The sequence below is a fragment of the Vreelandella nigrificans genome (assembly GCF_002374315.1).
Lineage (GTDB): Bacteria > Pseudomonadota > Gammaproteobacteria > Pseudomonadales > Halomonadaceae > Vreelandella > Vreelandella nigrificans.
The window spans coordinates 365,938-391,304 of record NZ_NWUX01000002.1; the positions used below are offsets into that span (position 1 = coordinate 365,938).

28 protein-coding genes are annotated in these 25,367 nt (G+C 53.9%); 21 read left to right on the forward strand and 7 right to left on the reverse strand.

Going from position 1 to position 25,367, the window contains the following annotated elements; genetic code table 11:
• The first annotated feature begins 13 nt into the window (after positions 1–13).
• The 12 genes from CPA45_RS04880 (at position 14) to lpxL (ending at position 10,764) form a co-directional block, all read left to right on the forward strand.
• Positions 14–1,162: a GNAT family N-acetyltransferase gene (locus CPA45_RS04880; protein WP_096650489.1), complete on the forward strand. Its 1,149-nt coding sequence runs from the start codon at positions 14–16 to the stop codon at positions 1,160–1,162.
• A gap of 132 nt (positions 1,163–1,294) precedes the next feature.
• A complete protein-coding gene (gene ftsB, locus CPA45_RS04885; RefSeq protein ID WP_096650490.1) occupies positions 1,295–1,648 on the forward strand; it encodes a cell division protein FtsB in 354 nt (117 codons plus the stop codon).
• A complete protein-coding gene (gene ispD, locus CPA45_RS04890; protein ID WP_096650491.1) occupies positions 1,645–2,358 on the forward strand; it encodes a 2-C-methyl-D-erythritol 4-phosphate cytidylyltransferase in 714 nt (237 codons plus the stop codon). The genes ftsB and ispD overlap by 4 nt, the downstream gene beginning before the upstream one ends.
• Positions 2,359–2,370: 12 nt before the next feature.
• Positions 2,371–2,859, forward strand: a complete 489-nt coding sequence (gene ispF / locus CPA45_RS04895; protein WP_096650492.1) for a 2-C-methyl-D-erythritol 2,4-cyclodiphosphate synthase — start codon at positions 2,371–2,373, stop codon at positions 2,857–2,859.
• Positions 2,852–3,892: a tRNA pseudouridine(13) synthase TruD gene (gene truD / locus CPA45_RS04900; RefSeq protein WP_096650493.1), complete on the forward strand. Its 1,041-nt coding sequence runs from the start codon at positions 2,852–2,854 to the stop codon at positions 3,890–3,892. Before ispF ends, truD begins: the two co-directional genes overlap by 8 nt.
• A gap of 50 nt (positions 3,893–3,942) precedes the next feature.
• Positions 3,943–4,689: a 5'/3'-nucleotidase SurE gene (gene surE / locus CPA45_RS04905; protein ID WP_096650494.1), complete on the forward strand. Its 747-nt coding sequence runs from the start codon at positions 3,943–3,945 to the stop codon at positions 4,687–4,689.
• A complete protein-coding gene (locus CPA45_RS04910; protein ID WP_096650495.1) occupies positions 4,676–5,353 on the forward strand; it encodes a protein-L-isoaspartate(D-aspartate) O-methyltransferase in 678 nt (225 codons plus the stop codon). The genes surE and CPA45_RS04910 overlap by 14 nt, the downstream gene beginning before the upstream one ends.
• Complete coding sequence (locus tag CPA45_RS04915) at positions 5,350–6,279, forward strand: DUF368 domain-containing protein (RefSeq protein ID WP_096650496.1); 930 nt, start codon at positions 5,350–5,352, stop codon at positions 6,277–6,279. The genes CPA45_RS04910 and CPA45_RS04915 overlap by 4 nt, the downstream gene beginning before the upstream one ends.
• A gap of 39 nt (positions 6,280–6,318) precedes the next feature.
• Complete coding sequence (locus CPA45_RS04920; RefSeq protein ID WP_096650497.1) at positions 6,319–7,425, forward strand: peptidoglycan DD-metalloendopeptidase family protein; 1,107 nt, start codon at positions 6,319–6,321, stop codon at positions 7,423–7,425.
• Positions 7,426–7,599: 174 nt separating this feature from the next.
• Positions 7,600–8,574: an RNA polymerase sigma factor RpoS gene (rpoS, locus tag CPA45_RS04925; RefSeq protein WP_096650498.1), complete on the forward strand. Its 975-nt coding sequence runs from the start codon at positions 7,600–7,602 to the stop codon at positions 8,572–8,574.
• A 159-nt stretch (positions 8,575–8,733) separates the two neighbouring features.
• Positions 8,734–9,834, forward strand: coding sequence for an alanine racemase (gene alr / locus CPA45_RS04930; RefSeq protein WP_096650603.1), 1,101 nt, complete (start codon positions 8,734–8,736; stop codon positions 9,832–9,834).
• Positions 9,835–9,846: 12 nt separating this feature from the next.
• Complete coding sequence (gene lpxL / locus CPA45_RS04935; RefSeq protein ID WP_096650499.1) at positions 9,847–10,764, forward strand: LpxL/LpxP family Kdo(2)-lipid IV(A) lauroyl/palmitoleoyl acyltransferase; 918 nt, start codon at positions 9,847–9,849, stop codon at positions 10,762–10,764.
• A 107-nt stretch (positions 10,765–10,871) separates the two neighbouring features.
• Here the strand turns inward: lpxL and speD are convergent, their stop codons facing one another.
• The 4 genes from speD to CPA45_RS04955 all read right to left on the reverse strand — a co-directional run bounded on the left by speD (position 10,872) and on the right by CPA45_RS04955 (position 14,168).
• Positions 10,872–11,666, reverse strand: a complete 795-nt coding sequence (gene speD / locus CPA45_RS04940) for an adenosylmethionine decarboxylase (protein ID WP_078088480.1) — start codon at positions 11,664–11,666, stop codon at positions 10,872–10,874.
• Between the two features lie 330 nt (positions 11,667–11,996).
• Positions 11,997–12,416: an OsmC family protein gene (locus CPA45_RS04945; protein ID WP_096650500.1), complete on the reverse strand. Its 420-nt coding sequence runs from the start codon at positions 12,414–12,416 to the stop codon at positions 11,997–11,999.
• A 76-nt stretch (positions 12,417–12,492) separates the two neighbouring features.
• Positions 12,493–13,161: an N-acetylmuramate alpha-1-phosphate uridylyltransferase MurU gene (murU, locus tag CPA45_RS04950; protein WP_096650501.1), complete on the reverse strand. Its 669-nt coding sequence runs from the start codon at positions 13,159–13,161 to the stop codon at positions 12,493–12,495.
• Entirely contained in the window at positions 13,158–14,168 is a 1,011-nt protein-coding gene (locus tag CPA45_RS04955) for an aminoglycoside phosphotransferase family protein (protein WP_096650502.1), read from the reverse strand. Before CPA45_RS04955 ends, murU begins: the two co-directional genes overlap by 4 nt.
• A 70-nt stretch (positions 14,169–14,238) precedes the next feature.
• Here CPA45_RS04955 and CPA45_RS04960 point away from each other — a divergent pair, with 70 nt between their 5' ends.
• The 7 genes from CPA45_RS04960 to CPA45_RS04990 all read left to right on the forward strand — a co-directional run bounded on the left by CPA45_RS04960 (position 14,239) and on the right by CPA45_RS04990 (position 22,072).
• Entirely contained in the window at positions 14,239–16,686 is a 2,448-nt protein-coding gene (locus tag CPA45_RS04960; protein ID WP_096650503.1) for an LPS-assembly protein LptD, read from the forward strand.
• 34 nt (positions 16,687–16,720) lie between these two features.
• Positions 16,721–17,758, forward strand: coding sequence for a peptidylprolyl isomerase (locus tag CPA45_RS04965; RefSeq protein ID WP_096650504.1), 1,038 nt, complete (start codon positions 16,721–16,723; stop codon positions 17,756–17,758).
• Positions 17,758–18,819 carry a 4-hydroxythreonine-4-phosphate dehydrogenase PdxA gene (gene pdxA, locus CPA45_RS04970; protein ID WP_096650505.1) on the forward strand — a complete coding sequence of 354 codons (1,062 nt, stop codon included), beginning with the start codon at positions 17,758–17,760 and terminating at the stop codon, positions 18,817–18,819. Before CPA45_RS04965 ends, pdxA begins: the two co-directional genes overlap by 1 nt.
• Positions 18,820–18,906: 87 nt before the next feature.
• Complete coding sequence (gene rsmA, locus CPA45_RS04975) at positions 18,907–19,737, forward strand: 16S rRNA (adenine(1518)-N(6)/adenine(1519)-N(6))-dimethyltransferase RsmA (protein WP_096650506.1); 831 nt, start codon at positions 18,907–18,909, stop codon at positions 19,735–19,737.
• Positions 19,734–20,111 carry a Co2+/Mg2+ efflux protein ApaG gene (gene apaG, locus CPA45_RS04980; RefSeq protein WP_096650507.1) on the forward strand — a complete coding sequence of 126 codons (378 nt, stop codon included), beginning with the start codon at positions 19,734–19,736 and terminating at the stop codon, positions 20,109–20,111. The genes rsmA and apaG overlap by 4 nt, the downstream gene beginning before the upstream one ends.
• A gap of 25 nt (positions 20,112–20,136) precedes the next feature.
• A complete protein-coding gene (locus tag CPA45_RS04985) occupies positions 20,137–20,955 on the forward strand; it encodes a symmetrical bis(5'-nucleosyl)-tetraphosphatase (RefSeq protein WP_096650508.1) in 819 nt (272 codons plus the stop codon).
• 1 nt (position 20,956) lies between these two features.
• Positions 20,957–22,072: a tRNA nucleotidyltransferase/poly(A) polymerase-related protein gene (locus tag CPA45_RS04990; RefSeq protein ID WP_096650509.1), complete on the forward strand. Its 1,116-nt coding sequence runs from the start codon at positions 20,957–20,959 to the stop codon at positions 22,070–22,072.
• A 16-nt stretch (positions 22,073–22,088) separates the two neighbouring features.
• Here the strand turns inward: CPA45_RS04990 and folK are convergent, their stop codons facing one another.
• On the reverse strand, positions 22,089–22,634 hold the full coding sequence (gene folK, locus CPA45_RS04995) for a 2-amino-4-hydroxy-6-hydroxymethyldihydropteridine diphosphokinase (RefSeq protein ID WP_096650510.1): 546 nt from the start codon (positions 22,632–22,634) through the stop codon (positions 22,089–22,091).
• On the reverse strand, positions 22,631–23,011 hold the full coding sequence (gene folB / locus CPA45_RS05000) for a dihydroneopterin aldolase (RefSeq protein WP_096650511.1): 381 nt from the start codon (positions 23,009–23,011) through the stop codon (positions 22,631–22,633). The genes folK and folB overlap by 4 nt, the downstream gene beginning before the upstream one ends.
• A 183-nt stretch (positions 23,012–23,194) precedes the next feature.
• On the opposite strand from folB, the gene plsY reads away from it, so the two are divergent.
• Positions 23,195–23,758, forward strand: a complete 564-nt coding sequence (gene plsY, locus CPA45_RS05005) for a glycerol-3-phosphate 1-O-acyltransferase PlsY (protein WP_096650512.1) — start codon at positions 23,195–23,197, stop codon at positions 23,756–23,758.
• A gap of 2 nt (positions 23,759–23,760) precedes the next feature.
• Here the strand turns inward: plsY and tsaD are convergent, their stop codons facing one another.
• Complete coding sequence (tsaD, locus tag CPA45_RS05010) at positions 23,761–24,810, reverse strand: tRNA (adenosine(37)-N6)-threonylcarbamoyltransferase complex transferase subunit TsaD (RefSeq protein WP_096650513.1); 1,050 nt, start codon at positions 24,808–24,810, stop codon at positions 23,761–23,763.
• A gap of 214 nt (positions 24,811–25,024) precedes the next feature.
• Between tsaD and rpsU the strand changes: the two genes are divergently transcribed.
• Entirely contained in the window at positions 25,025–25,240 is a 216-nt protein-coding gene (rpsU, locus tag CPA45_RS05015; protein WP_016416934.1) for a 30S ribosomal protein S21, read from the forward strand.
• Positions 25,241–25,367: the final 127 nt, after the last annotated feature.

Consider the following 25,367-nt stretch of genomic DNA (forward strand, 5'->3'; position numbering starts at 1 on the left):
CTTGAGAGACGCCATGCCTTCACGCTCGCTATCACACGCTATTCTACCTGCCATTGAGGCAGTCGCGGCAAGCCAATGGGACGCGTTGGTAAGTAAAGAGCATCCATTTTTGCGTCACGCCTTTTTACAGGCGCTGGAGAGCAGCGGCTCAGTGAGTAGCAAGAGCGGCTGGGAACCATGTCACCTGAGCGTTTGGCAGGCAGGGCGATTAGTGGGGGCGCTGCCCATGTACCGCAAACACCACTCTTACGGTGAATATGTGTTTGACTGGGGCTGGGCAGAGGCATTGGAGCGTGTAGGTGGGGACTATTACCCCAAGGCGCTAAGTGCAATCCCATTCACACCGGTTCCTGGGCCGCGTAGTCTGATAGCCGCGGATGTAGATGCTGACGAGGTGCGCGCGCAACTTGCTTCAGCTTGGCAAGTGCAGTGTGCTGAGCGCTCGCTATCCAGCTGGCATCTGCTATTTGCTGAAGAGCAGGAAGTAGCTGCATGGCGGCACCAGTTTCCTGGCCTGATTGCCCGAGAGGGGGTGCAGTTCCAGTGGCGTGATCGTGGTTTTAAAGACTTTGATGGTTTCTTGGCAAGCCTTACCTCTAAGCGCCGCAAAATGATCAAACGGGAGCGCCGCTTGGTTGCTGAGCAAGGGATCATCATGCGTCTTTTAGAGGGTGGCGAGATAACACAAGCGGCAATGGCGCATTTTTATCGCTGCTATACCATTACCTATCATGAGCGAGGCAGGTCCCCGTACCTAAACCGAGAATTTTTTGAGCGCTTGCGCCAGACCATGCCTGAAGCACTGGTATTGGTGCAGGCCCTCCTGGATGATCAGCCAGTAGCGGCAGCGCTCTACTTTCGGAGTGAGACCGCGCTCTATGGCCGTTATTGGGGCAGTGAGGTGGTGGCTGATTGCCTGCATTTTGAGGCCTGTTACTACCAAGGTATTGAGTACTGCTTAGCCCGGGGATTAACGCTGTTTGACCCTGGTACACAGGGGGAACATAAACTGGTTCGTGGGTTTGCACCTCAGCGCGTGTGCTCGTTGCATTACGTAGCCCACCCAGGTTTGGCGGCAGCTGTTACACAATTCTGTGAGCAAGAAGCGGTACACGTCAATGCGTACCGCCTGGGGGCCAAAAAGGCGTTGCCCTTTAAGTAATTTACGTGGCGATGAATGCAGGTTTAAGGTTACTTATCTGTTATTAAAGTTAAAGTAGCGGAGTGGCTCGCTGGGCATGCCTCCTTAATGGCATAATGCGCGCCGTTTACGCTGTCAACAAGGAACTCGGTGATGCATAAATGGCTAGTGGTTGCGCTGCTTGCCGTGTTGGGGCTTCTTCAGTACCAACTATGGTTAGGCAATGGTGGGTGGCAGGATCTTCAATTGGTAGAAGAGCGTGTTGCCGTGCAAGAGGCTGCCAATGTGCCACTGCGTGATCGAAATGCACGCCTAGCGGCAGAAGTCACCGATCTTAAAACCGGCCTAGATGCTATCGAAGAGCGCGCCCGCAGTGATATGGGTATGGTGCGTAGCGATGAGCAATTTTTCTGGGTGCCAGGTGTTGCAATTGAAACAGAACTCATTGGTCTTAATGCGGGGTTAGTGGTGCAGTCAGGCCGAACTAATGAAAGGGCGGAACAATGAGCGACTCACTGTGGCTGATTGTTCCGGCTGCGGGCCAAGGTAAACGCATGGGGGCTGATAAACCCAAGCAGTACCTCGAAATTGCTGAGCAATCGATTCTTACGCATACTCTCCAGCGCCTATACGCGGCTTTTCCACAAGCACAGCTAGTCCTCTGCCTAGACAACGACGACCAGTGGTTTAATCCAGCCTGGGTGCCTTTCCCCCACTGGCAGCGCGTTACCGGGGGCGTCGAGCGTATGGGTAGTGTATTAAATGCCTTGCAGGCAATGCCAGCGCAAGCCGCAGATGTCGTGATGGTGCACGACGTGGCGAGGCCTTGTGTTACCCCAGAAGATTTACGAGCCCTTTATCAGGCGGCCAGTGAGCATCCTGATGGCGCGCTACTGGCCATGCCGGTGGCTGATACCATGAAACGCGCTTCCGTCGACCAGCTGAGTGTGGCAACCGTGCCTCGGGATGGCTTATGGCACGCTTTAACGCCTCAGGGATTTCGTTATGCACTTTTGCGCGAAGCCCTCGAATACGCTGTTGATAATGGCTGTATCGTCACCGATGAGGCGTCCGCTGTTGAAGCATTGGGTAGAACCCCGCTCTTAGTGAGTGGGCGTAGAGATAATGTAAAAGTCACCCACCCCGGCGATCTCGCCCTTGCCAGCGCGATTATGGCATCACAAGTGGCCTGTGTATCTGAAAGGATATGTACCTGAAAGGAGTTGCTAATGCGAATAGGGCATGGATTTGATGTACACCGTTTTGGGCCTGGTGACCATTTAATGATTGGCGGTGTAAAGCTGCCGTTTGAGCACGGTTTTGTGGCCCACTCCGATGGTGATGTGTTGTTGCATACAGTCAGTGATGCACTGCTCGGCGCCTGTGCGCTAGGCGATATTGGACACCACTTTCCTGATACTGATGCTGCATGGAAAGGCGCTGATAGTCGGGACCTGCTACGTCGCGTGGTAAAGCTTGTGCGTGATGCAGGCTATGGGGTGGTTAACCTGGATGCCACTATTATGGCCCAGGCGCCTAAAATGGCGCCACATACTGACGCTATGCGAGCGGTGATTGCCGAAGACATGGGCGTAAGCATTGGGCAGGTGAATGTGAAAGCCACCACTACCGAGCGGCTTGGGTTTACCGGGCGTGGTGAGGGGATTGCTGCTGAAGCTGTCGTACTAGTTGATCGGCTAGAGGTTTTGAATGCTTAATTTACCATCGTGGCAGCGCTTGCTGGATGGTCAGCTAGGGGCACCTAAACCTGGCAGCTACCGCGCTCAGCCAGAAGATTTCATTGTTGACGAACAGTTGGATTTTACCCCTGAAGCCCATGGGGAGCACTTATGGCTACGGCTTGAAAAGCGAGATCAAACCACGTTAGATGTGGTGAAAAGCGTAAGCCGGATATGTGGCGTGACACCTAGGGATATTGGCTATTCAGGAATGAAAGATCGCGTAGCGGTTACTCGTCAATGGCTAAGCGTTCACCTACCGGGGCGTGATGCGCCAGCAGAGTTAGCGGCCTCGTTAGCGATCCTTGGTATCACCGTTTTAGAGCAGGCCCGCCATCCTAGGAAGCTGAAAAGAGGTGTGCATCGTACTAACCACTTCACGTTAAAGTTGAGCGGCGAAGCCGTGCAATCCGATGACTTTGAGCAGCGTTGGCAAGCGCTGTGTAGCTCTGGTGTGGCAAACTACTTTGGTCCCCAGCGGTTTGGCCCTGGTGGGCGCAACTTGCAGCGTGCGGAAGCGCTGCTCGCTAAGGGATGGCGCAAGCGTGATGATCGTCAGGGGATGATGTTATCGACCGCGCGAAGCTTCTTGTTTAACGAATTATTGAGTGCTCGTCTTAAGGATGGCACATGGTGCCAGCCCTTGGCGGGTGACACATTAATGCTCGACGGCACCCAAAGTGTGTTTAGCATTGATGAGGTTGATGATAACTTAGTTACCCGTGCTGGTGAGTTAGACCTTCACCCCACGGGCGTGCTTTGGGGCGTTGGCCACAGAGCAGAAAAGCAAATAGCCGTTTATGAATCACAGCTGCAGCAACAACACCCCAATCTTTGTGAAGGGTTAGAAAAGAGCGGTGTTAAGCGTGCTCAGCGGGCGCTGAGGGTCAAGCTGGTGGCTCCCCAGCTTATTAGAGAGCAAAATGCCGTGCAGCTCTCATTCGCGCTACCGCGGGGGAGTTTTGCCACGGCCGTGGTAAGTGAGCTGATTGATCATCCCGATTTTGTTTAACGAGTGCCAGCAGGGCATATCTAAATACGGTTTATCTCAAGGAGACGCTAATGCGGCGATTGCTGCTTTCCAACGATGATGGAGTCCATGCGCCGGGCCTACGGGCATTGCATGATGCGTTGGCGGCTCATGCAAACCTGCGTGTAGTGGCCCCTGACCGTGACCGCAGCGGCGCTAGTAATTCGCTTACACTTTCGCGGCCACTCTCACTAACCGCCTTGGATAATGGCTTTTACAGCGTTGATGGCACGCCTGCTGACTGCGTCTACCTAGGTGTTAACGGTGTTTGGAACGAGCGTCCTGATCTGGTTATTTCGGGTATTAACCACGGTAGCAACCTTGGTGATGATGTGCTCTATTCCGGCACAGTGGCAGCGGCGATGGAAGGGCGTAATTTAGGCATGACCGCTATTGCCATGTCGTTGTGCGGTGAGCGCTATTTTGCTACTGCGGCTAAAGTGGCGGCCAGCTTGATTGGCGCTGCCGAACAGCTGTCGCTGCCGCCGCGCACGCTATTAAATGTAAATGTTCCAGATGTGCCGTGGGAAGAAATTAAAGGCGTTAAAGTGACTCGTTTGGGCTATCGTGGGCCAGCAGAGAAACCGGTGCCAGTGAAGGATCCGCGTGGGCGCACCCGTTACTGGATAGCGCCAGTGGCTGCGAACGCTGACGATGGTGAAGACACCGACTTTGCAGCCATTGAAGCAGGGTACGTATCAATTACGCCATTACAGACTGACCTAACGCGCCACCCGGCACGCAGCGATGTACAGGATTGGTTGGATGCTTTTGCCTGAGCTATCACCGGTTGAGCTTCGCGGGCGAGGGATGACCTCTCAGCGTACTCGAGACCGTATGGTTGAGCGGCTTGTTCAGCAGGGTATCCGTGATACCCGGGTGTTGGAGGTGATGGCCAGTGAGCCAAGGCACCTGTTTGTTGATGAGGCGCTGGCCCACCACGCCTATGAAGATACCGCGCTGCCGATAGGTTTTGGTCAGACGCTATCGCAACCGCTTACGGTTGCGCGAATGACGGAGCTAGTGCTGCGTTCACAGCCACGCCATGTGCTCGAGGTAGGCACCGGCTCTGGCTATCAAACGCTTATTTTATCGCGCTTAGTTGCCTCGCTATACTCCATAGAGCGTATTTATGCCCTACACGAGCGTGCTGCTGAACGGTTATGGAGGCTTGATGCAGCGGCAACTCTGACGGTAGCGGACGGTGGTGATGGTTGGCCAGAGGTTGCTCCCTTTGACGTTATTTTACTGACAGCCTGTGCGCAAACACTGCCAGAAGCCTTGCTTGAGCAGCTCAGTCGTGACGGCGTGTTGATAGCCCCCTTAGAAGAGCCTGATGGCAGCCAGTGGCTTACCCAGATAAAGCGCGTGGGTGGTGCTTTCGAAAAGCGGCGGCTCGAACCCGTGCGTTTTGTACCCCTTTTGCAAGGAGTGGTGGATTGAAGCGTCGATCTTTAGGTCTGTTTTTAAAAGGCGCCGGTATGGGGGCTGCTGATGCGGTACCGGGCGTTTCAGGCGGCACCATCGCCTTCATTACGGGTATCTATGAAGAGCTTATCAATACCATTAAGCAGTTTGGCCCTAGCGTGCTTGTGGCTTGGCAAAACAAAGGTGTGGCTGGTGTTAGCCAGCACTTAAATTTAGCATTTTTGATTCCGCTTCTTTTAGGAGTGGCGGTAAGTCTGGTCAGTGTGGCCCATTTGGCACTCTGGCTTATGGAAGTGTACCCCCTGCTGCTGGATGGTTTCTTTTTTGGCTTAGTAGCGGCCTCAGCATTAGTGGTGGGCAAGGCTGGGCATGGCTGGAAAATCTGGTACCTGTTTCCTCTAGCGGTTGGTTTGCTTTTAGCGCAAGCCTTACCGGGCATGATGCCGCTGGTTTTGTTAGTCGGAAACGAGGCGTTGGTTGTCATGTTGGCAGGTGCTATTGCGATTAGCGCCATGCTTCTGCCAGGTGTTTCTGGTAGCTTTTTATTGCTCACGATGGGACTCTACGGCACCATCATGGGCGCTATCCGCAGCTTCGATATCGGTATTATTGTTTTGTTTGGCATGGGATGTGTGATTGGCTTGGCACTTTTTTCCCGCTTGCTATCGTGGTTACTGCGTCGTCATCACGACTCCACGTTACAGTTGCTGCTGGGCTTTATTGTTGGCTCGTTACCGGTTCTCTGGCCCTGGAGAGAGCTGTTACGCTACCAAATCGGGCCTGAAGGGCAAATGATACCGTTAGCCTATCGTTATCTATTACCAAATGATTACGCCGTACTAACTGGGGCATCGGCACAAGTAGCGGGTGTGGTTGCACTTATGGCTGGTGGTGTGCTGCTGGTGGTGTTACTTAACCGTCACGCAGCGAGCACCGTTTAGCAGATCACATGCGCGGCGTTGAAAAGGAGCAGGGTTTGTATGCGTAAGGTTTTCATGATGTCTGTGTTAGCGTTGGCGATTAGCGGTTGCGCCAATCAGCAACAAAGTACCCCCCAAGTACGTGATTTAAGCGAGGCGCGTCGTGCGGTAGACGGTTCGCCGCAGTACACGGTGAAGGCGGGTGATACGCTGTACGGTATCGCATGGCAACACAACCTCGATTATCGCCAGCTAGCAGCACTTAACAATATTAGTGCTCCCTATCAAATTTACCCGGGACAAACCATCGCGTTACGTGAAGGAGCGGGTGGGGGAAGTGCTCAGCCAGCAAGCGAGGCCTCAAGCCGTCCGGCGTCGGGTGTTGTAGCGACGGGATTAAAGCCGCCAGCCACTGCTGTAGCAAGCAACGACCAAGAGTTAGATTGGCTATTACCTGATGAGAGTGCCATTGAGCGGAACCAGCGTTTGACGGCAGAGCGCTCAGCACTGGAGGCCGCTCAGCAGGTGGCCGAGAGTACATCAACTGAAACCAGTTCTCGCTCTGGCACCAGTGATGAAGTGACGACTGCACAAGCGTCCGAGCAAGCCTCTTCTTCTGCCCGTGAGCCAGAGCCTGTTCGTGAACCAGAGCCGGCTGCTGAGCCAGAACCAGCCCGTGAACCAGAGCCGGTTCGTGAGCCAGAGCCTGCTGCTCGAGAGCCCGCTCCTGCCGCTGCCCAGCCTAGCCGAAGCGCGCAAGCTGATCGCTCCTCTCGTACCTTTACCCCAGTAGATGAGGTTAACTGGCGGTGGCCGACCGATGGCAAAGTCACCGGCGAATTTGGCCAGGGTGGCTCAATCACCGCTGGGATTGATATCGCTGGACAAAAGGGGCAACCTGTTAGAGCTGCTGGGCCTGGTATTATTGTTTATGCAGGCAGTGGCGTTCGAGGGTATGGCAACTTGATACTACTTAAGCACAATGACCAATATCTCAGTGCTTATGCTCATAATGATAGTTTAAATGTTAAAGAGAATGATGTCGTTGAGGCTGGCGAGGTAATTGCCACCATGGGTGATAGCGATGCAGATAGCGTCAAGCTGCACTTTGAGGTTCGCCGTGATGGGCAACCCCAAAACCCGCTGAATTACCTGCCGTCTCGTTAACCATTAGATGGCTTCGTAGGTACTGATCAGGAACGGTAAGCAACCGCGCTTACCGGTAACACCCGAATAGCTGAGTAAAGGGCGTCATATAACAATAACGGTGAACGCGTACATGGAGTGCGAGCACTTTCACTTTTCAAGATGGCGGGTAGGCGAAATAACGGGGGTAAGATTATGAGTATGCTGGAGAAGGATCTGCAGGAGATTGACCTGGACGCTGTAGAGGAGGCTGTAGATGATGCAGATGATGATGTCACTGCAGAAGAGGAAGCCTTCGAGAAAGCGTTGGGGCGCGAAGACCGTCAATCGACTCAAAGCTTGGATGCAACGCAAATTTACCTCAACGAAATTGGCTTTTCGCCGCTGCTAACTCCAGAGGAAGAGGTATATTACGGCCGTTTAGCCCGCAAAGGTGACCCATTGGGTCGCTCACGCATGATTGAATCCAATTTGCGTTTGGTGGTTAAAATAGCAAGACGTTACCTTAATCGCGGTTTAACGCTATTGGATCTGATCGAAGAGGGCAATCTGGGGCTTATTCGTGCGGTGGAGAAGTTTGACCCGGAACGCGGTTTTCGTTTTTCAACCTATGCGACCTGGTGGATCCGTCAAACCATAGAGCGTGCGCTAATGAACCAGACGCGTACCATCCGTTTGCCGATTCATGTGGTGAAAGAGCTTAATATCTACTTGCGGGCGGCTCGTGAACTGACCCAAAAACTGGATCATGAAGCCACTGCAGAAGAGATTGCCGACCATCTCGACAAGCCAGTTGAAACTGTTAAGAAAATGCTGGGGCTTAATGAGCGCGTCTCATCAGTAGATTACCCGATGGGTGGTGAAAGTGATAAGCCGCTGATCGACACGCTGACTGATGATGACGTGCAAGGCCCTGAGGCATGTTTAGTTGATGGTGATGTGCGTGAGCACGTCGACCTCTGGCTCGACGAGTTGAGCGAAAAGCAACGTGAAGTGGTTGTACGACGCTTTGGTCTGCGCGGTCACGAAGCTGCAACGCTGGAAGAAGTGGGAGCGGAGATAGGGCTTACCCGTGAACGGGTTCGTCAAATTCAGGTTGAAGCATTAAAGAAGCTACGCCGTTCGCTTGAAAAACAGGGCTTATCCCTGGAGGCTATTTTCGAGAGCTAGTGTGCTACTGATAAGTTTCGCAGTCTTAAGAGCCACTTGCTACCGCTGAGCATATTAGAGCAGAGCAAAACCAGCGCACCGAGTTGATTACTCGGTGCGCTGGTTTTAGGTAAGGCTTTTTCATTAACGTTGAACTATTTATGGTAAGCGAGAAAAATGATGCGCCCGCTAGCGGCTCATATTGACTTAGACGCGTTGCGTCATAATTATCAGTTGGCGTGTAGTTGCGCGCCTCAAAGCCGTTCGGTAGCAGTGATTAAAGCCGATGCCTATGGCCATGGTGCCCTTGCGTGCGCGCAGGCCCTGGAAGCCGATGTGCCCGCTTTTGCCGTGGCTTGCATCGAAGAAGCCCTTGCTCTTCGTGCCGGGGGCATAAAAAAGCCGATTATCCTCCTAGAGGGTATTTTTAGTGCCGAAGAGCTGGCGCTTGTCGACCAGCATGAGTTCTGGATCAGTGTTCATAGCGAGTGGCAAGTCGCTGCATTATTGGCATTTTCACCCCGCCAGCCTATTCCTGTATGGCTCAAGGTTGATTCGGGGATGCATCGTTTAGGTTTCTCCCCGGAAGAAGCGCCGTCGGTTTGGCAGCGTTTGGCCAATGCGCCGCAAGTGACGGCATTGCATTTAATGAGCCACTTTGCTACAGCGGATGCACGCGAAGGCAGCTATTTTAACCAGCAGATGGTCGTATTGAAGAGGTTAGCCGAGCAGTTGAATGCTCCCCTCTGCTTGGCCAACTCGCCTGCTACCCTGGCTTGGCCAACCGCCCATGGGGATTGGAATCGTCCTGGCGTTATGCTCTACGGTAGCGACCCGCTGGAAGTGGCAAATGAAGTAACCCAGCAGCTGCGCCCAGTAATGAGTTTACGCTCGGAAATTATCGCGCTGCGCGAACTGGGCATCGGCGAGCAAGTTGGATATGGCGGCCGTTGGCGCGCAGAGCGACGCTCTAGGATCGCGGTGGTGGCTGCAGGCTATGGTGATGGTTATGACCGTCATGCGGTCGATGGGACCCCTGTGCTAGTCAATGGCAAGCGATGTGCGATTGCCGGTAAGGTCTCTATGGATATGTTGACGGTTGATGTAACCGATATCCCTGAGGCTACTATCGGTAGTGAAGTAGTGTTATGGGGGGCTTCGAGTGATGGCACAGTGCTACCGATTGACGAGGTGGCCCGTTATTGCGACACGATTAGCTATACCCTGTTAACAGGGGTATTGCCTAGAGTTCCCAGGCACTATCATGGTGCCCGGATTTAAACGGTTATTAGTATGTCCAAAAAGTCGTATCCCCGTTCGTTTGCCCATCCACGCTACTGGTCGACGTGGTTGGCAATTGCTGCGATGTATGTTGCTGCTTGGTTGCCTTGGCGGTTGAAAATTTGGGTCGGAAAGACGATCGGCCTGCTGGCCTGGCGCTTTGTTAAGCGGCGTCGGAAGATTACCGCAACCAATATTGCTCTCTGCTTCCCTGAAAAAAGTGCCGAGCAGCAGCGCAAGTTGGTTAAAGAAACCTTTATCGCTAATGGAATAGGCCTAGTTGAAACAGCCACTGGCTGGTGCCGTGATGCTGAAGGTTTACGCCATCGTGTGGCGTATCATGGGCAAGAACACCTTGCCCGTGCGAAGGCCCAGGGAAAGGGCGTGCTGGTAGTGGGTATTCACTTCTCAACGCTAGACCTGGGTGGGGCGCTGCACTCATTGTTCTTCCCAGCTGATGTAGTGTATCGCCCGCACAATAATCCGTTGTTTGAGAAGTTTATGACCCGTGCGCGCTCACGTATTTTTGGTCAGGCAATCGACCGTCACGACTTGCGTGGAGTGGTTCGGCGGATCAAGGCAGGCCATATTGTCTGGTATTCGCCGGATCAGGACTTTGGCCATGAGGTGAGTATATTTGCATCGCTCTTTGGTCAGCAGGCAGCGACTATTCGTTTAACTGGCAAGATCGCCCGCATGACTGGGGCTCCTGTGGTGCCGCTAATGTTCCACCGCAATCCGGATAATCGAACCTATACGATTGAGTGCCTGCCTGCGTTTGACAACTTTCCCAGTGGGGATGAGGTGGCAGACGCTACCCGTGTGAATGAGTTCATTGAGCGGGCGATCCTTAAGCATCCTGAGCAGTATTTATGGCTCCATCGACGCTTCAAAACGCGCCCTGAAGGCGAGCCAAGCCTTTACCAGTAGCTGGTGCCGAGTGTTCCTATCAAAAAAAGCCGTCCCGCGATGAATCGTGGGACGGCTTTTCGGTATTTAAGCGTTTCAGACAGTGCTGTGTGGCTTGGGGAAAACGCTTAATCGAGATTGCGCGAGTAAAAAATCTCAAGCATCTCTTTACGCAGGCGGCTTTCGATATCCCGCGCTTCTTCAAAAGTAATGTCACGGCGTGACGTGCCGAACAGGTAATTATCCAACACGAAGTCTTTAAGCAACATCTTGGTGTGGAACATGTTTTCTTGGTACACGTTCACATCGATCATCTGGTAAGCCTGCTTGGTATCTTCTGCCAAGTAGTCTTGGATCGAGGTAATGTCGTGATCAATAAACAGTTTTTTTCCATCTACGTCGCGGGTAAAGCCGCGTACGCGGTAATCCATGGTGACAATGTCGGAATCAAAGCTGTGGATCAGGTAGTTCAGCGCCTTTAGGGGGCTGATATGACCACAGGTAGATACATCGATATCCAGGCGGAAAGTGCTGATACCGTTGTCTGGGTGGGACTCGGGATAGCTATGCACAGTCACGTGGCTTTTATCCAGGTGGGCTACTACCGTTTCGGGCAGCGGGCCGGGGCCTGGTTCGGTATGCTCAAGGTTCGGTTCATCCAGCTCGTGTTCAGCGATCAGGATGGTGACGCTTGCCCCGTGCGGTTCATAATCTTGACGCGAAATATTCAGCACGTGCGCGCCGATGATATTTGTTACGTCTTTAAGGATCTGCGTCAAACGTTCGGCGTTGTAAAGCTCATCGATATAATCAATATAAGCCGCACGCTGCTCTTCGGTTTTGGCATAACAGATGTCGTAAATGTTAAAGCTCAACGAGCTAGTCAGGTTGTTGAACCCGTGGAGTCGGAGATTATCTGACACGTCCGAACCTCCCTATGGCAGATGAAGACACCCCGACGAGCCAGCGCCGGAACCGAGAAGTATTTGTCACCACACGGGTTGCAGAATGCTCACAAGCACGTGCTACGCAGTAGGGATAAATACAAGCGGGCGTATTATGCCCGCCCATCGCGTGGTATGCATCCGGCCAGGCAATTTTTTTTACGCCTAGCATGTCTGGCAGGTGCCCTTGCAGACGCATGCTAAAAACTATTCTTAGCGTTTTGCTTAAAACCTTTCTTAGAGCCGTTCTTGGGACGGTTCTAAGAACGATTGTTTGGTTCATGCTGTGTGGACTACCCCCAGGGCGGTTCAAGCCTCAATAATCTCGAACGAGTGGGTAATATCAACACCGCCTTTCACGAGCATGATTGAAGCGCTGCAGTATTTTTCTGCAGACAGCTCGACGGCGCGCTGTACTTGCTTCTCTTTGAGGTTACGTCCAGTCACCACGAAGTGGACATGAATTTTTGTGAACACAGAGGGCACTTCGTCAGCACGTTCAGCATCAAGTTTTGCCACACAGTCGGTGACATCGGCCCGGGCTTTGTCGAGGATGTTCAGGACATCAAATGCCGTACAGCTTCCCATCCCCATTAGTAGCATTTCCATGGGGCGTGGCCCCGTGTTCCGACCACCATGATCGGGTGGGCCGTCGATTACAACGCTGTGCCCGCTGCCTGATTCCGCTACAAACTGGCGGCCATCCGTCCATTTTACCCGTGCTTTCACGTTAAACTCTCCTCATCTTGGCGACGAAAGGTAAGTCGCGCAGCATAACATTTCTATTGGGTAGCGCACTGTCTCATCACTCGCTAATCTGCACCAGGTGGTGCTCAAGGGCTGTTAACCGTTCTGGGGTGCCTACATCGACCCAGTGGCCTGAAAAATGTTCACCACTCACCTGGTTAGTCTCCATCGCCTGCTTAAGGAGTGGCGCAAGAGCGAAGGCTCCCGGTGGCTCGCTAGCCACCAGTCCCGGGCGTAGTAGGCTAATGCCTGCAAAGGTTAGGCGCTGTTCGCTCGCTAGGGAGACTCGCCCATGCTGAAGAGCGAAATCTCCTGCTGGGTGGTGGGCTGGGTTATCTACCAATACTAAATGGGCAACATCGTTGGGGGATAGTGCGGATTCGTTAGGAAGGTAATCGCACCATACGTCGCCATTGATGAGTAAAAACGGTGCGTCGCCAAGCAGAGGCAGTGCGTTTTGGATGCCTCCGCCAGTCTCCAGGGGAGCGGGCTCATGGCTCCAGTGGATACGCAACTGATATGCAGCACCGTCGCCTAACGCTGTCATTACCTGTTCAGCACGGTAGCTGACGTTAATCACAACGTCTTCAATGCCCGCGTTCCGTAGCCGTTCAAGGTGGTGAACAATCAACGGTTTTCCAGCCACAGGCAGCAGAGGTTTTGGGCAGTGGTCGGTTAGCGGGCGCATTCGTTTACCAAGCCCAGCGGCTAGAATCATTGCTTTCATATGAGGGTGTCCGCTAATCGCTGGGTAATGGCTGGGCGAAGCGTTGCGCTAACCCACTGGCTGAATTCATCATGTTGGGGCAAAGAATTTAAGCTATCTTCTAAATGCTCTAAAAAGTGTGGCAAACGGGCTAGGTAACCCTGTTTTTGGTCACGCAACGTAAGCCGACAGAAAATTCCCAGTACTTTGAGTGAGCGTTGGGCGGCCATTGAGTGGCATTGGCTAAGAAAGTTAGCGCTGCTGACGTGGCGGGAGAGTCGCCCATCCAGACGCGCCTGGTCATAAAAGTGCTGGACCAGTTGACTGAACTGTTCGTTTGAAAAGCGACAATAGCGTCCCCGCAATAGGGAGATAACATCATAGCTAAGCGGCCCGGCGACAGCGTCTTGAAAATCGATCATATAAAGATGCTGGTTCAGCACCATAATATTCATTGCATCAAAGTCGCGATGTACGCTAACCACGGGTTGCTCAAGGGCCTGTTCAATTAACTGTGCGTGCAGTGCTGCCCAGCTATCGGGAATAGAAAGCCCGAGCCACTTATCCAGGCACCAATCGGGGAATAGGTCGAGTTCACGGCCTAATAGCGCTGCATCGTAGGCGGGAAGCGCTTTCGGGTTGGCGCGGTTTTGCAGCTGGCCAATTAAATCCAGAGCTTGCTGATGGCTTCTCTGGGTGCTCTGTTCATTGGTAAAAAAGGCTTGCAGTGGCGTATCGCCTAAGTCGTCCAACAGCAAAAAGCCGCTGTCTAAATCTGCTGCGTGAATGTTAGGTACGGGTAGCCCCGCTGCGTACCAGCGTCGGCCAATCGCTACAAAAGGCGCAGAATTTTCTTGGGCAGGTGGGGCATCCATGACTATTTGGGTACTGCCGTCAGGCAGAGTGAGGCGAAAATAGCTCCGAAAACTGGCGTCGCCACCTGCTGGGGCAATGGTAATGTTGGCAACATCAAGGCCGTTTTGTTTAGCCGCCCATCGGGTGAGGGCGTCGATCCTGGAAGAGGACATGCAAGCTCCTTGCTGGTCGGGCATCGTGCGGCCTGTATAATACCGATTCTGGATGCCAAGGATAACGAACATGGGCAAGCGATTTTCGCGCACCGCGCCGGCTGTGCAAACGCTATTGGGCAGTTTGCTCGCGGGCGCCTCCTTTTCAGTGGTGGCTCAAAGCCAGTCGCTGCCTGCTGAGGCGCTTGACTGGCAGCCCTTTGGGCAAGATGAAGCGCCACATCAACTGTGTCGTGGGCGCTATGTAATGCCTGGCTACCGCTTGCCAGCGGAACAGAACCCCGAAACGCTGTCGGTTGAAACCCTGGAGGTGGATTACGCCGCAGATGGTGAAGCACTGCTGCGAGGGGATGTCGTACTACGGCGAGGCAATACGGAGCTTGAGGCTGAACAAGTCTTTTTACCTGCCAACCGCCAGCAGGTCGACGTGGAAGGTAACCTTGCCTTGCGCGACGGCCAAGCGTTGTTGCGGGGCGATCAAGCCACTCTGATGCTTAACGAGGACCGTGCCTCGTTAAGCAATAGTCATTATGTCCTTTACGAGCAGCACATGCGTGGTCAGGCCAGCCAGCTTGAGCAAACCGGTGAAAATCAGTACCGCTTGCGTGATGCTACCTTCACTTCCTGTGACCCCGGCGTTAATAGTTGGCAGCTGGTGGGTAGCGATATCAAACTTGATCAGGCTAAAGGTTTCGGTACGGCACGCCATGCCCGCTTAGAAGTGAAAGACGTACCGATATTTTACTGGCCGTGGCTACGCTTTCCTATCGATGACCGGCGTCATACCGGGCTGCTGTCGCCTTCTATCGGTTTCTCGAGTAAAGTCTTTGATTACGCGCAGCCTTTTTACTGGAACATCGCTCCTAATCACGATGCCACTATCACCCCGCGTTGGATGTCGGATCATGGCTTACTGCTCAACGGTGAATACCGTTATTTATTTGCAGAAAGCCGAGGCACCGTTGAAGGCGGCTTTTTAAATAGTGACGGGGGGAGCGAAACGGGCAGTAATCGTTTTGAAGGTGATAAGCGCTGGTATATCGATGCTGATCACACTGGCCGGGTTAATGAGCGCAGCGACTATAATTTACGCTACGGTGCAGCTAGTGATGGCCGTTACTTTGATGACTTTGGTGGCGAGTTTGGTAATAGCGACCGGGTAAGTATGGAACGGCTGGCTCAGGTCGATTATCGCGGTGACCTCTGGCAACTGGATGCCCGAGCACAGGGGTTTCAGCGCTTAGAAGATCCGTTGAGCGATAGCGATAAGCCCTTTTACCGATTACCCAGCTTAACGGCTAACGCAGATTGGCAATTCGGCAGCGGGTTCTATAGTCAGTGGCGCTCCAATGCTACCTACTTCTGGCGCGATGTGGATGAGCGCCAAGTGCCCGAGCGTGAAGCTGCTATTGGTACGCGTCTGCACCTAACGCCTGCTTTTGGCTGGCGCGTAGAGCAGCCCTGGGGCTATATCGAGCCACGAACCGAATTGTGGCAAACCGCTTATGAACTCGACTACGGTGAGCGCGTTACTGACCGCGATACCTCACCTACCCGCAGTATCGCGATTACCTCAATTGACAGCGGGTTAGTATTTGACCGTGAGCTCGAGTTGGGCGGGCGCGATTACCGCCAAACCCTGGAGCCACGTCTCAATTACGCCTATGTACCGCGCACGAACCAAACTCAGTTGCCCGATTTTGATAGTCGCGAGCGAGCATTTTCGTGGGATCAATTGTGGTCGCCGCAGCGTTTTTCAGGTGCTGATCGAGTAGGTGACCTTAACCGAGTTTCTGTTGGTGTGCAGTCGCGCCTGATTGAAGACGACGCTGGTCGTGACCGATTGACCTTTGGTGTAGGCCAGAGTATCTATTTTTCCGAGCGTCGGATTGATAGTGATGGAGACCCTGATACGCTGCCAGCGAGGCCTGAGGACGATCCTAACGTCAATCCTCACAGCCGCTACCAAGCCACTCGAGACCGCTCTCCACTGGTAACCCGACTAGATTGGCAGATTAATGATCGCTGGAGCACTGGCTATGAGTGGCTCTACGATGACCACCGTGAGCAGACCGAACGCTCAAGCGTTGACCTGCGTTATCGGCATCCAGATGGGCATGTAGTGAACCTTGGCTACCGTTGGGAGATCGAAGGGTTCGATCCGGGCGTTGTGCCAGGGGACGATGGCTTCCGTAATTATAATCGTGAAGAGTGGGACCTCTCATTTGCCTGGAAAGCCAGCCCTCGAATTGATTTGATTGGTCGTTACCTTCACGATCAAACTAATGACCGTTCACTGGAGCAGTTAGCGGGTCTGCAGTGGAACGACTGCTGCTATGGTGTGCAGTTAGTATGGCGCGAGTGGGTAGATGATAACGATACCGCCCGAGTGAACGATGACTTCAACGATCGTGGGCTGTTTTTACGCTTTGTGTTCCGCGGCCTGGGTGGCGTTGGGCAGGACGCCGACAGCTATTTTGAGCGGGCGATTCCTGGTTATCGCCCGACACCCCTTTAATGAATCCTTAAATGGCGACTGAAAGAGACTTTATATGACGATCAGAAAGACCCTGCTAACCCTTGTCGCAAAAAAACGGGCAAAACTCCTCTCTACGGGTAGCATGATGGCATTGTGCCTGGGGGCCAGCGTAGCGCTTGCCCCGCTCACTCTGCACGCGCAGACCTTTGAGTCCACTCAGCGCCAAATGCTGGATAATGTCGTTGCCGTGGTTAACGATGGCGTCATTATGCGCAGTGAGCTAAACGACCGCATTGCTCAGGTTGAGCAGCAAGCCGCGGCCCAGGGGGGCAACTTGCCGCCACGCTCTCAGTTGGCTGAGCAAGTGCTCGAACGCATGGTGATGGAGGAAATTCAACTGCAGATGGCGAGTCAAGCTAGCTTGAGCGTTGACGATACCGAGCTGAACCGCCAACTGAGAACGATTGCTGAGTCAAACGGCATGACGTTGGATGAGTTTGCCGACGCGGTGGAAGCCGACGGGATGAGCTTGGCCAATGTGCGCGAAGATATTCGCCGTGAAATGCTGATGCGCCAGGTGCAGCAGCGTCGTGTTAGCCAGCGTGTTGCTGTAAGTGAGCGCGATGTTGAGCGCTTTCTAAGCCAGCAGGGCACGCAGCAGGGGCAGGCCTTTATCGAAGAAACGCGTGCACGCCATGTGCTGGTCGAGCTGACCCCCACGCGTAATGAGAACCAAGCGCGCGCCAGAGCTGAGCAAGCGCTCCAGCGCCTGCAGCAAGGTGATGATTTTGCAGCGGTAGCCCGTCAGTTTAGTGATGACCATGGCAGTGCAATGAATGGCGGTGAGCTTGGTTGGGTGCGCCCAGGGCAAACAGTACCTGCCTTTGAGGAGGCGATGGGCTCGCTCGCGACTAATCAAATCTCTCAGCCTGTGCGTTCACAGTTTGGTTACCATGTCATTGAAGTGCTGGAGCGTCGTCGCCAGGATGTCACCGAAGAGAGTCGTCGCGAGCAAGTGCGTCAAGCGATTTTCCAGCGTCGGGCGAATGAAGAGCTCCAGGTCTGGCAGAATGAGATTCGTGAGCAAGCCTTTGTGGATATTCGTCTTTAATGCCTAGCCATCCACGCTCGCCGCTGTTGATCACCACCGGCGAGCCAGCGGGCATTGGCCCTGAGTTAGTGCTGATGCTGGCGGCTCAGGGCAGGCTGCCTGATCGTACTCTTGCAGTGGGTGATCCTGACATGCTGCGCCAGCGGGCCGCTCTGCTGGCGCTAGATGTAGAGGTTGTAGAAGCTGCACCAGAGGAGGGTGTAGCTTCTTCCAAGGGGCGCTTGGTGGTGTCTCCAGTATGGCTGGAAGCACCTGTGAGCCCTGGTGTGTTAAACCCTGCCAATGCACGCTATGTACTGAATACGTTGCAGGTTGCCGTTGATGCCTGCCTGCAAGGCCGTGCCGCCGCGATGGTCACTGCTCCGCTGCATAAAGGGGTGATTATTGAAGGTGGCTTTGCCAACTTCACTGGCCACACTGAGTGGCTGCGGGATGCCTGTGGCGTGGATGAGGTCGTTATGGTGTTGGCCACCGACAAAGCGTTGCACGCCCAAGCCAGAAGTTGGAACGGCAGCGGCGACCTGAGGGTTGCTCTGGTCACCACGCATTTGCCGCTGCGCGATGTGGCGGATGCGATTACCTATGAGCGGGTTCAACGCGTCAGTCGTTTGCTGGTGGAAGACCTAAAGCGCCAGTTCGGGATTGCTGAGCCGCGCATTGCGGTATGTGGCTTAAATCCCCATGCTGGAGAAGATGGCCATCTGGGCCGGGAAGAACTGGAAATAATCACTCCGGCGCTCAATGCGCTGCGCGCTGAGGGTTTGGCCATACAAGGTCCTCTACCCGCCGATACGCTATTCACGCCACGGCATTTGGCAGGCGTTGATGCGGTATTGGCGATGTATCATGACCAAGGGCTTGCAGTGCTAAAATACGCAGGTTTTGGGCAGGCAGCCAATATTACCCTTGGTTTGCCTCTGGTGCGTACTTCGGTTGATCATGGCACTGCGCTTGACCTTGCCGGGCGTGGTGTTGCCGACCCCAGTAGCCTCGCCGTTGCGCTGAACTTAGCGTGCCGCCTGGCTGATCAGCGGGCACAGTCTGTTCATTCAGGCAATTAGTTAATACAGTCAACGCATATCTGAACTCATGCGTTCAGCTCATTTACAGTAAACTTCATGAATTATTCTCCCAAGGATCACTGTTAGATGTCTCAAGTGCCCCAGCAGCACCGCGCTCGTAAACGTTTCGGCCAGAACTTTTTGCGCGACCTCGGTATTATCTCGCGTATTGTCCGCTCTATCGGGCCGCGCGATGGTGATCGTCTTGTCGAAATTGGCCCTGGTCAAGGAGCGCTTACTGCCCCACTGTTGGAGGCCACAGGTAAGCTGGAGGTAATTGAGTTAGACCGTGACCTGATTCCCGGCCTGCGTGTACAGTTTTTCAACTACCCCGAGTTTGTGATCCATGAAGGCGACGCGCTGAAGTTTGATTTCGCCGCGCTGAAAGGTGATGGCCCGGCACTGCGTGTGGTTGGTAATCTGCCCTACAACATCTCCACGCCATTAATTGTGCATTTGCTGACGATGGGCAATGCCATTGCGGATATGCACTTTATGCTGCAAAAAGAGGTGGTGGAGCGGTTGGCCGCCGAGCCTGGCAGTACCGACTGGGGTCGCCTGTCGGTGATGGCTCAGTACTACTGCCATGTGGATCAGCTGTTTATTGTGCCTCCGGAAGCGTTTGTGCCGCGGCCGAAAGTTGATTCTGCCATCGTTAGGCTGACACCTCACGACAGTTTGCCCCATACCGCTGATGACCCAGCGTTACTGTTTGAATTGGTCAAACTAGCCTTTGGTCAGCGGCGAAAAACGCTGCGTAATAACCTTAAAGGCCGGGTGAGCGTAGAGACCCTGGAAGCACTAGGGATTGACCCTGTTCGTCGTCCGCAAACATTAAGTGTTGAGGAGTACGTGACTATTGCTAATCGAGTCGCTGCCGACGAAGCCCAAGCTGGCACGGGGAGCGATAAGGGGTGAGTGGGCTAGCTATCGAGGTCAGTGTAATGCCAGAGTACTGCGCCTCCGAATCAAATGATGCTGAGTCGCGCTATGTCTTTAGCTATACCGTCACGGTACATAATCAGAGCCCACATAGTGTGCAGCTAATGGCGCGTTACTGGAAAATCACCCAAGGTGGTGGCGATAGTCAGGAAGTGCGTGGCAAAGGGGTAGTAGGGCAGCAGCCGCTGATTGGCCCAGGACAGTACTTTCGTTACACCAGTCGGGCTATCTTACAGACGCCTGTTGGAGTGATGGAAGGTGCTTACACGCTGCTTAACACTTATACCCAACGCGTCTTCGATGTGCCTATTGTACCTTTTCGACTAGCAGTGCCACGCCAGCTTCATTGATGACTTTTTCCTAAGGGTGTAGCCCATGAGCACTTACGTCATTGGCGACCTGCACGGTTGTCATGCCGAGTTCGTCAGCCTGCTTGAACAGCTTAACTTTAATCCCATCAACGATACGCTTTGGTTGGTAGGAGATTTGATTAACCGTGGGCCTGGTTCGTTGGCCTGCTTACGAGAAGTTAAGGCGTTGGGCAGTGCGGTACGCTGCGTGTTGGGCAACCATGATTTCCACCTGCTAGTGGTGGCCCGCGGGGGTGGGAAGCTTAAAAAGCATGATACTCTTAGTGATATTCTCTCTGCGCCAGATCGCGAAGCGCTGCTGGACTGGTTGCAAAGCCAGCCCCTGGCGGTTAATGAAGGCAACACGTTGATGACTCATGCTGGTGTGCTGCCAACCTGGAGCGTCCAGCAAACGCTATCGCTTAGCCAAGAGGTTCAGGAGGTACTAATGGGCGAATGCTCGGGAGCCTTCTTAACCCAGCTATTTGGCAACCAGCCAGACCGGTTCGATAATCAATTAGAAGGTGTCGACCGACTACGCTGCATTGTTAATGTACTAACGCGGATGCGCTTTATTGATGATCAGGGGCGGTTAGATTTTGCCGCTAAAGAGGGGCTAGAGAGTGCTCCGGAAGGTTTTTATCCCTGGTTTCAGTACCCACGAAGCGACGCAGCGCAGCTACTATTTGGGCACTGGGCAGCGCTGGAAGGCCAAACGTTTGGGGCAAAGGTGAACGTTAGCGCTATTGACACTGGCTGCGTTTGGGGCGGCTCGCTGACGGCGCTTAATCTAGATACGGGTGAACGCATTAGCGTACCTAGTCAGCAAGTTAGAGGTTATTGACGTGTTCAAGGAAGACCCTCGCATAAAAGGGCTTGAGGTTTATCGCGTGGGAGGGGCTGTGCGCGATGAGTTGCTGGGTTGGCCTGTTTACGATAACGATTGGGTGGTGGTTGGTGCGACACCTGAGGCGATGCGCAAACGGGGCTTTAAGCCTGTGGGTCGCGACTTTCCAGTATTTCTGCATCCTGAAACAGCCGAAGAGTATGCGCTAGCCCGTACTGAGCGAAAATCGGGCCATGGTTATGGCGGTTTCGAGGTGCATGCTAGCCCAGATGTCACCTTAGAAGAGGATTTGCTACGGCGGGATTTAACCATTAATGCTATTGCTCAGCGCGCCGATGGGCTGCTAACTGACCCATTCAATGGTCAGCAAGATCTCCAAAATCGTCTGTTACGCCATGTTTCTCCGGCGTTTAGTGAGGATCCCTTGCGGGTGTTGCGTACCGCACGCTTTTTGGCCCGTTATGCCAACTTAGGGTTCTCCATCGCTGCTGAAACCCTTGATCTCATGCAGCAGGTGAGTAACAGCGGAGAACTTGAGCACTTGGCAGCAGAGCGTGTGTGGGTCGAAACCGAAAAAGCACTGGCTGAGCCAAACCCTGAAATCTACTTCACCACGCTGCAACACTGTGGAGCATTGAGCGTTTGGTGGCCAGAGCTAAACGAGCATTTATCCGCAGGTTTAACACGACTGAAGCAGGTGCCAGAGCAGTCAAACTTGCCCTTGGCTCACTGGCGCTATGCGTTGCTGGTATCCGTGCTGGATAGCACGCAGCGCGATGCGCTTACCAGACGGCTGCGGTTACCTAATGCAGTCGCCCAACTTGCCTGTCATGTAGCGCTTAGCCTGAGCCTGGTAGCTGCCCCGCTGACCGACGAGCGTGTGTTGCATTGGTTGGAGCGTTTAGATGGTTGGCGAAAGCCCAAGCAAGTTGAGGCTCAGCTAAAGCTGATTCGCCAAATAAATAGTGCCGACGAGGCGCTGCTGCTGAGTGCTTGGCAGGCAGCTAGGGCGGTTGACCCTCAGGCGCTTGTAAGTGAGGGGCTACGTGGCGGTGCACTTGGTGAGGCGCTACGCGCACGGCGCCAACTAGCGGTCGCCCATGCGCTAATCTAATCGTTTAATCTGCATGCTACCTTGCTTGAGCAATCCGTGGCTGCAGGTCTGCTTGGGAGATCCAGCGCTCCCGCCAGTAGAAATCCACCGCCCATAAGCGCTGGTCTCCTAAGTGAAAGTGCTGCCATAGGGTGGCATATGGGGTTAGGCAATAGGGGTGGCGCTCGTTTGGCAGCAGCTCTGCTAGTGGCTGTAGTACAAAGGCGTTGCGGGTGATTTCGGCGCGTGGAAGCGTGACGCCATCAATGGTGCCACAGGCGTTGCCGACGGTCAGTAAGTCAATATCCAGTGCGCGTGGGCTGCACTTAACCATCTCAGGGGTACGGCCATGGGCAATTTCAAGCTGTTTTGACCACGCCTGTAGCTCACCTGCCGACCAGTTGCTATGAAATGCCACCACTAGGTTGTAGAAATTGCGACTGTCTTTAAAGCCAACCGGCTCGCTTTCAAAGATGCGTGATATTTGTAGGTTACCAAACGTATCTTCCAGCGCATCCAGACACAAGCGAATATGGGTGTCGGGATCGATATTGCTGCCTAAACTGACAGTCACCAAGTTCATGAATACATTGCCTCGATGGCCTCCGGGGGCGTGCCACGGGTAATTTCAAGCCCAACACTTGCCGCTTGAGGAACGGCACCTGGTTTACGTACGGTAAGTCGCAACCAGCTAATCGAAAATTCATGGCGCAAACATTCGGCGAGTCGTTCGGCAAATGTTTCTACTAGGGCAAACTGGTGCTCATCAGCGAATCGCTGGATTCGCTGGCAAATAGCGGCATAATCAAGCGTTAGGCGTAAATTATCGGCCGCCGCTGCAGGGCGTATATCCGTTGCAAGTGACAAGTCCAAACGCAGCGATTGAACAATAGTGCGCTCCCAATCGTACACCCCGATCACGGTGTCTACTGCTAATGCTTCGATCAAAATGCGATCCATGAGCCTTCCTCTAGCGGCAACAAGCGGGCGATTGTACTGGAGGATGACGCTAAACGACAGTAAGGCGATGGATTGGGTGATGGCTATTTCATTAAAGCTATTTCATCGGAGCTATTTCAGAGCTAACTCTAACAGGGTGAGTAATGCCAAAGTTAGCGCCACCAGCAATAAAGTGAGCAGGCCATGATGTTGATAGTGCTGGGTTACCTGAGTGGGAGTTGGCTAGCGGCGCTAAGTGTGTGTCGCTTGGCGGGGGTAGCAGACCCGAGGTATCACGGCTCATGTAACCCGGGGTTTTCGAACGTACTGCGCCTTTACGGGCCGCGTTTAGCAGCGGCGACTCTGCTGTTAGATGCACTCAAAGCAGTGCCAGTAGTGCTGGCGGCTAAGCTGCTGGCGTTGCCTATTTGGTTGCAGGGGGCGGTGGGTTTGGCGGTACTGCTAGGCCACAGTTACCCGTTATGGCATGGATTTCGCGGGGGGAAAGCCGTCGCTAGCGCTTTTGGGGTGCTGCTAGTGTTGGTACCCAGTGTGGCCCTGCTAAGCGCGGTTTGTTGGGCGCTGTTGGCGTGGCGGTTGCGCACGGCGGCTGCCGCATCGCTGGTCAGTGCGTTAATTGCGCCTTTGGTGTGCTTTTGGCTGGCACCCGCTTATGTTGGTGTAGTTGGCGGGCTTAGCGTACTGGTGCTGGCCCGCCACTGGTTAAATATTCGCCGTTTACGTCGGGGTGAGGAGCCTAACCTTTGAGGCTAGCGGGCAGAAGGCGGTAATAAAGTGTCTAGTGGCCAGCGGGGTGTTGCCTTCATGATACCGTCTTCATCTCGCTCGCCTGCGGCTAGGCGTTGAGCGCCAACATAGGCAATCATGGCGCCATTATCGGTACAAAAACGACCGCGGGGATAGTAGGCGCGGGCGTTGCGTTTTTCGGTTTCGAGCGCTAACCGTTCACGCAGCCGTGTGTTAGCGCTAACACCACCCGCCATTACAATGCGCTTCAATCCCGTTTGGTCCAGTGCTCGGCGGCACTTGATAACCAGTGTGTCTACCACGGCTTCTTCAAATGCCCGGGCTATATCGGCGCGTGCCTGACTATCCAGCTCGCCTGCTGCCTCTAGCTGACGAATAGCGGTGAGTGTGTGGGTCTTTAAGCCGGAAAAGCTGAAGTCCAGGCCGGGACGATCTGTCATGGGGCGCGGAAAGCGAAATCGCTTGGGGTCGCCTTGCTCGGCAAGTTTGGCAATGAGCGGACCGCCAGGGTAGGCCAAGCCCAACATTTTAGCAGCCTTATCGAACGCTTCGCCGGCGGCGTCGTCGACTGATTCGCCAAGTAGTTGGTAGTGGCCCAGGCCTTTAACCTCCACAAGTTGCGTGTGCCCGCCGGAGACTAACAGTGCTACAAACGGAAATTCTGGTGCGTCATCCTCAAGCATTGGGGCCAGTAGGTGGCCTTCCATATGGTGAACGCCAAGCACGGGAATGTTTAAAGCCCGTGCCATCCCATGGGCAGTACTGGCACCTACCATCAGGGCACCCACTAGGCCTGGACCCGCAGTATAAGCAATACCATCTAGGTCGCGCCGGGTGAGCTGGGCCTCGTGCAGCACTTGGTCAATTAACGGTAGCAGCTTGCGGGTGTGGTCCCTTGATGCAAGTTCGGGCACCACTCCGCCGTATTCCGCATGCATGGCAATTTGGCTGTAGAGTGCATCAGCCAACAGGCCGCTGCCGCCAGTTTGCGTGGCGTCATAGATCGCGACGCCAGTTTCGTCGCAAGACGTTTCAATGCCCAATACGCGCATAACAATAGAACCCGTTGGAAATAGTCGGAGTGGAAAATAGTCAGAAAGGCGTCAGTAATCGTTAAGCGGCTTAGTCTAGCATTTGCAAAGATCGTCAACCACGACTAGACTACTGTGCGCTGTAAAACTGGGTCGTACATTGTGTCTGCAGTTCCTGCATGTACAGTGTGCGTACTATCCGAACTCAAGACTCCTTAAGGTAGGTGAGTGCTTAATGCCTTCTGTAAAAGTACGTGATAACGAGCCGTTTGACGTCGCCCTGCGTCGCTTCAAGCGTTCTTGCGAAAAAGCTGGCGTTCTCTCTGAAGTACGTCGTCGCGAGCACTACGAGAAGCCGACTGCTGAGCGTAAGCGCAAAGCGGCAGCTGCCGTAAAACGTCATGCTAAGAAGTTGCAGCGTGAGCGTAAGCGTTTCGAACGGCTCTATTGATCCGTACCTGGGGGTAGCCAGCGTTGTTAGCTGGTTATCTCAAGAGGGATGCCAAGCGGCCGCCACTAGGTGGCCGTTTGTTTTTCGTTTTATGTGTTAAGTTGTTGCATTGTTTTTGCTGCATTGT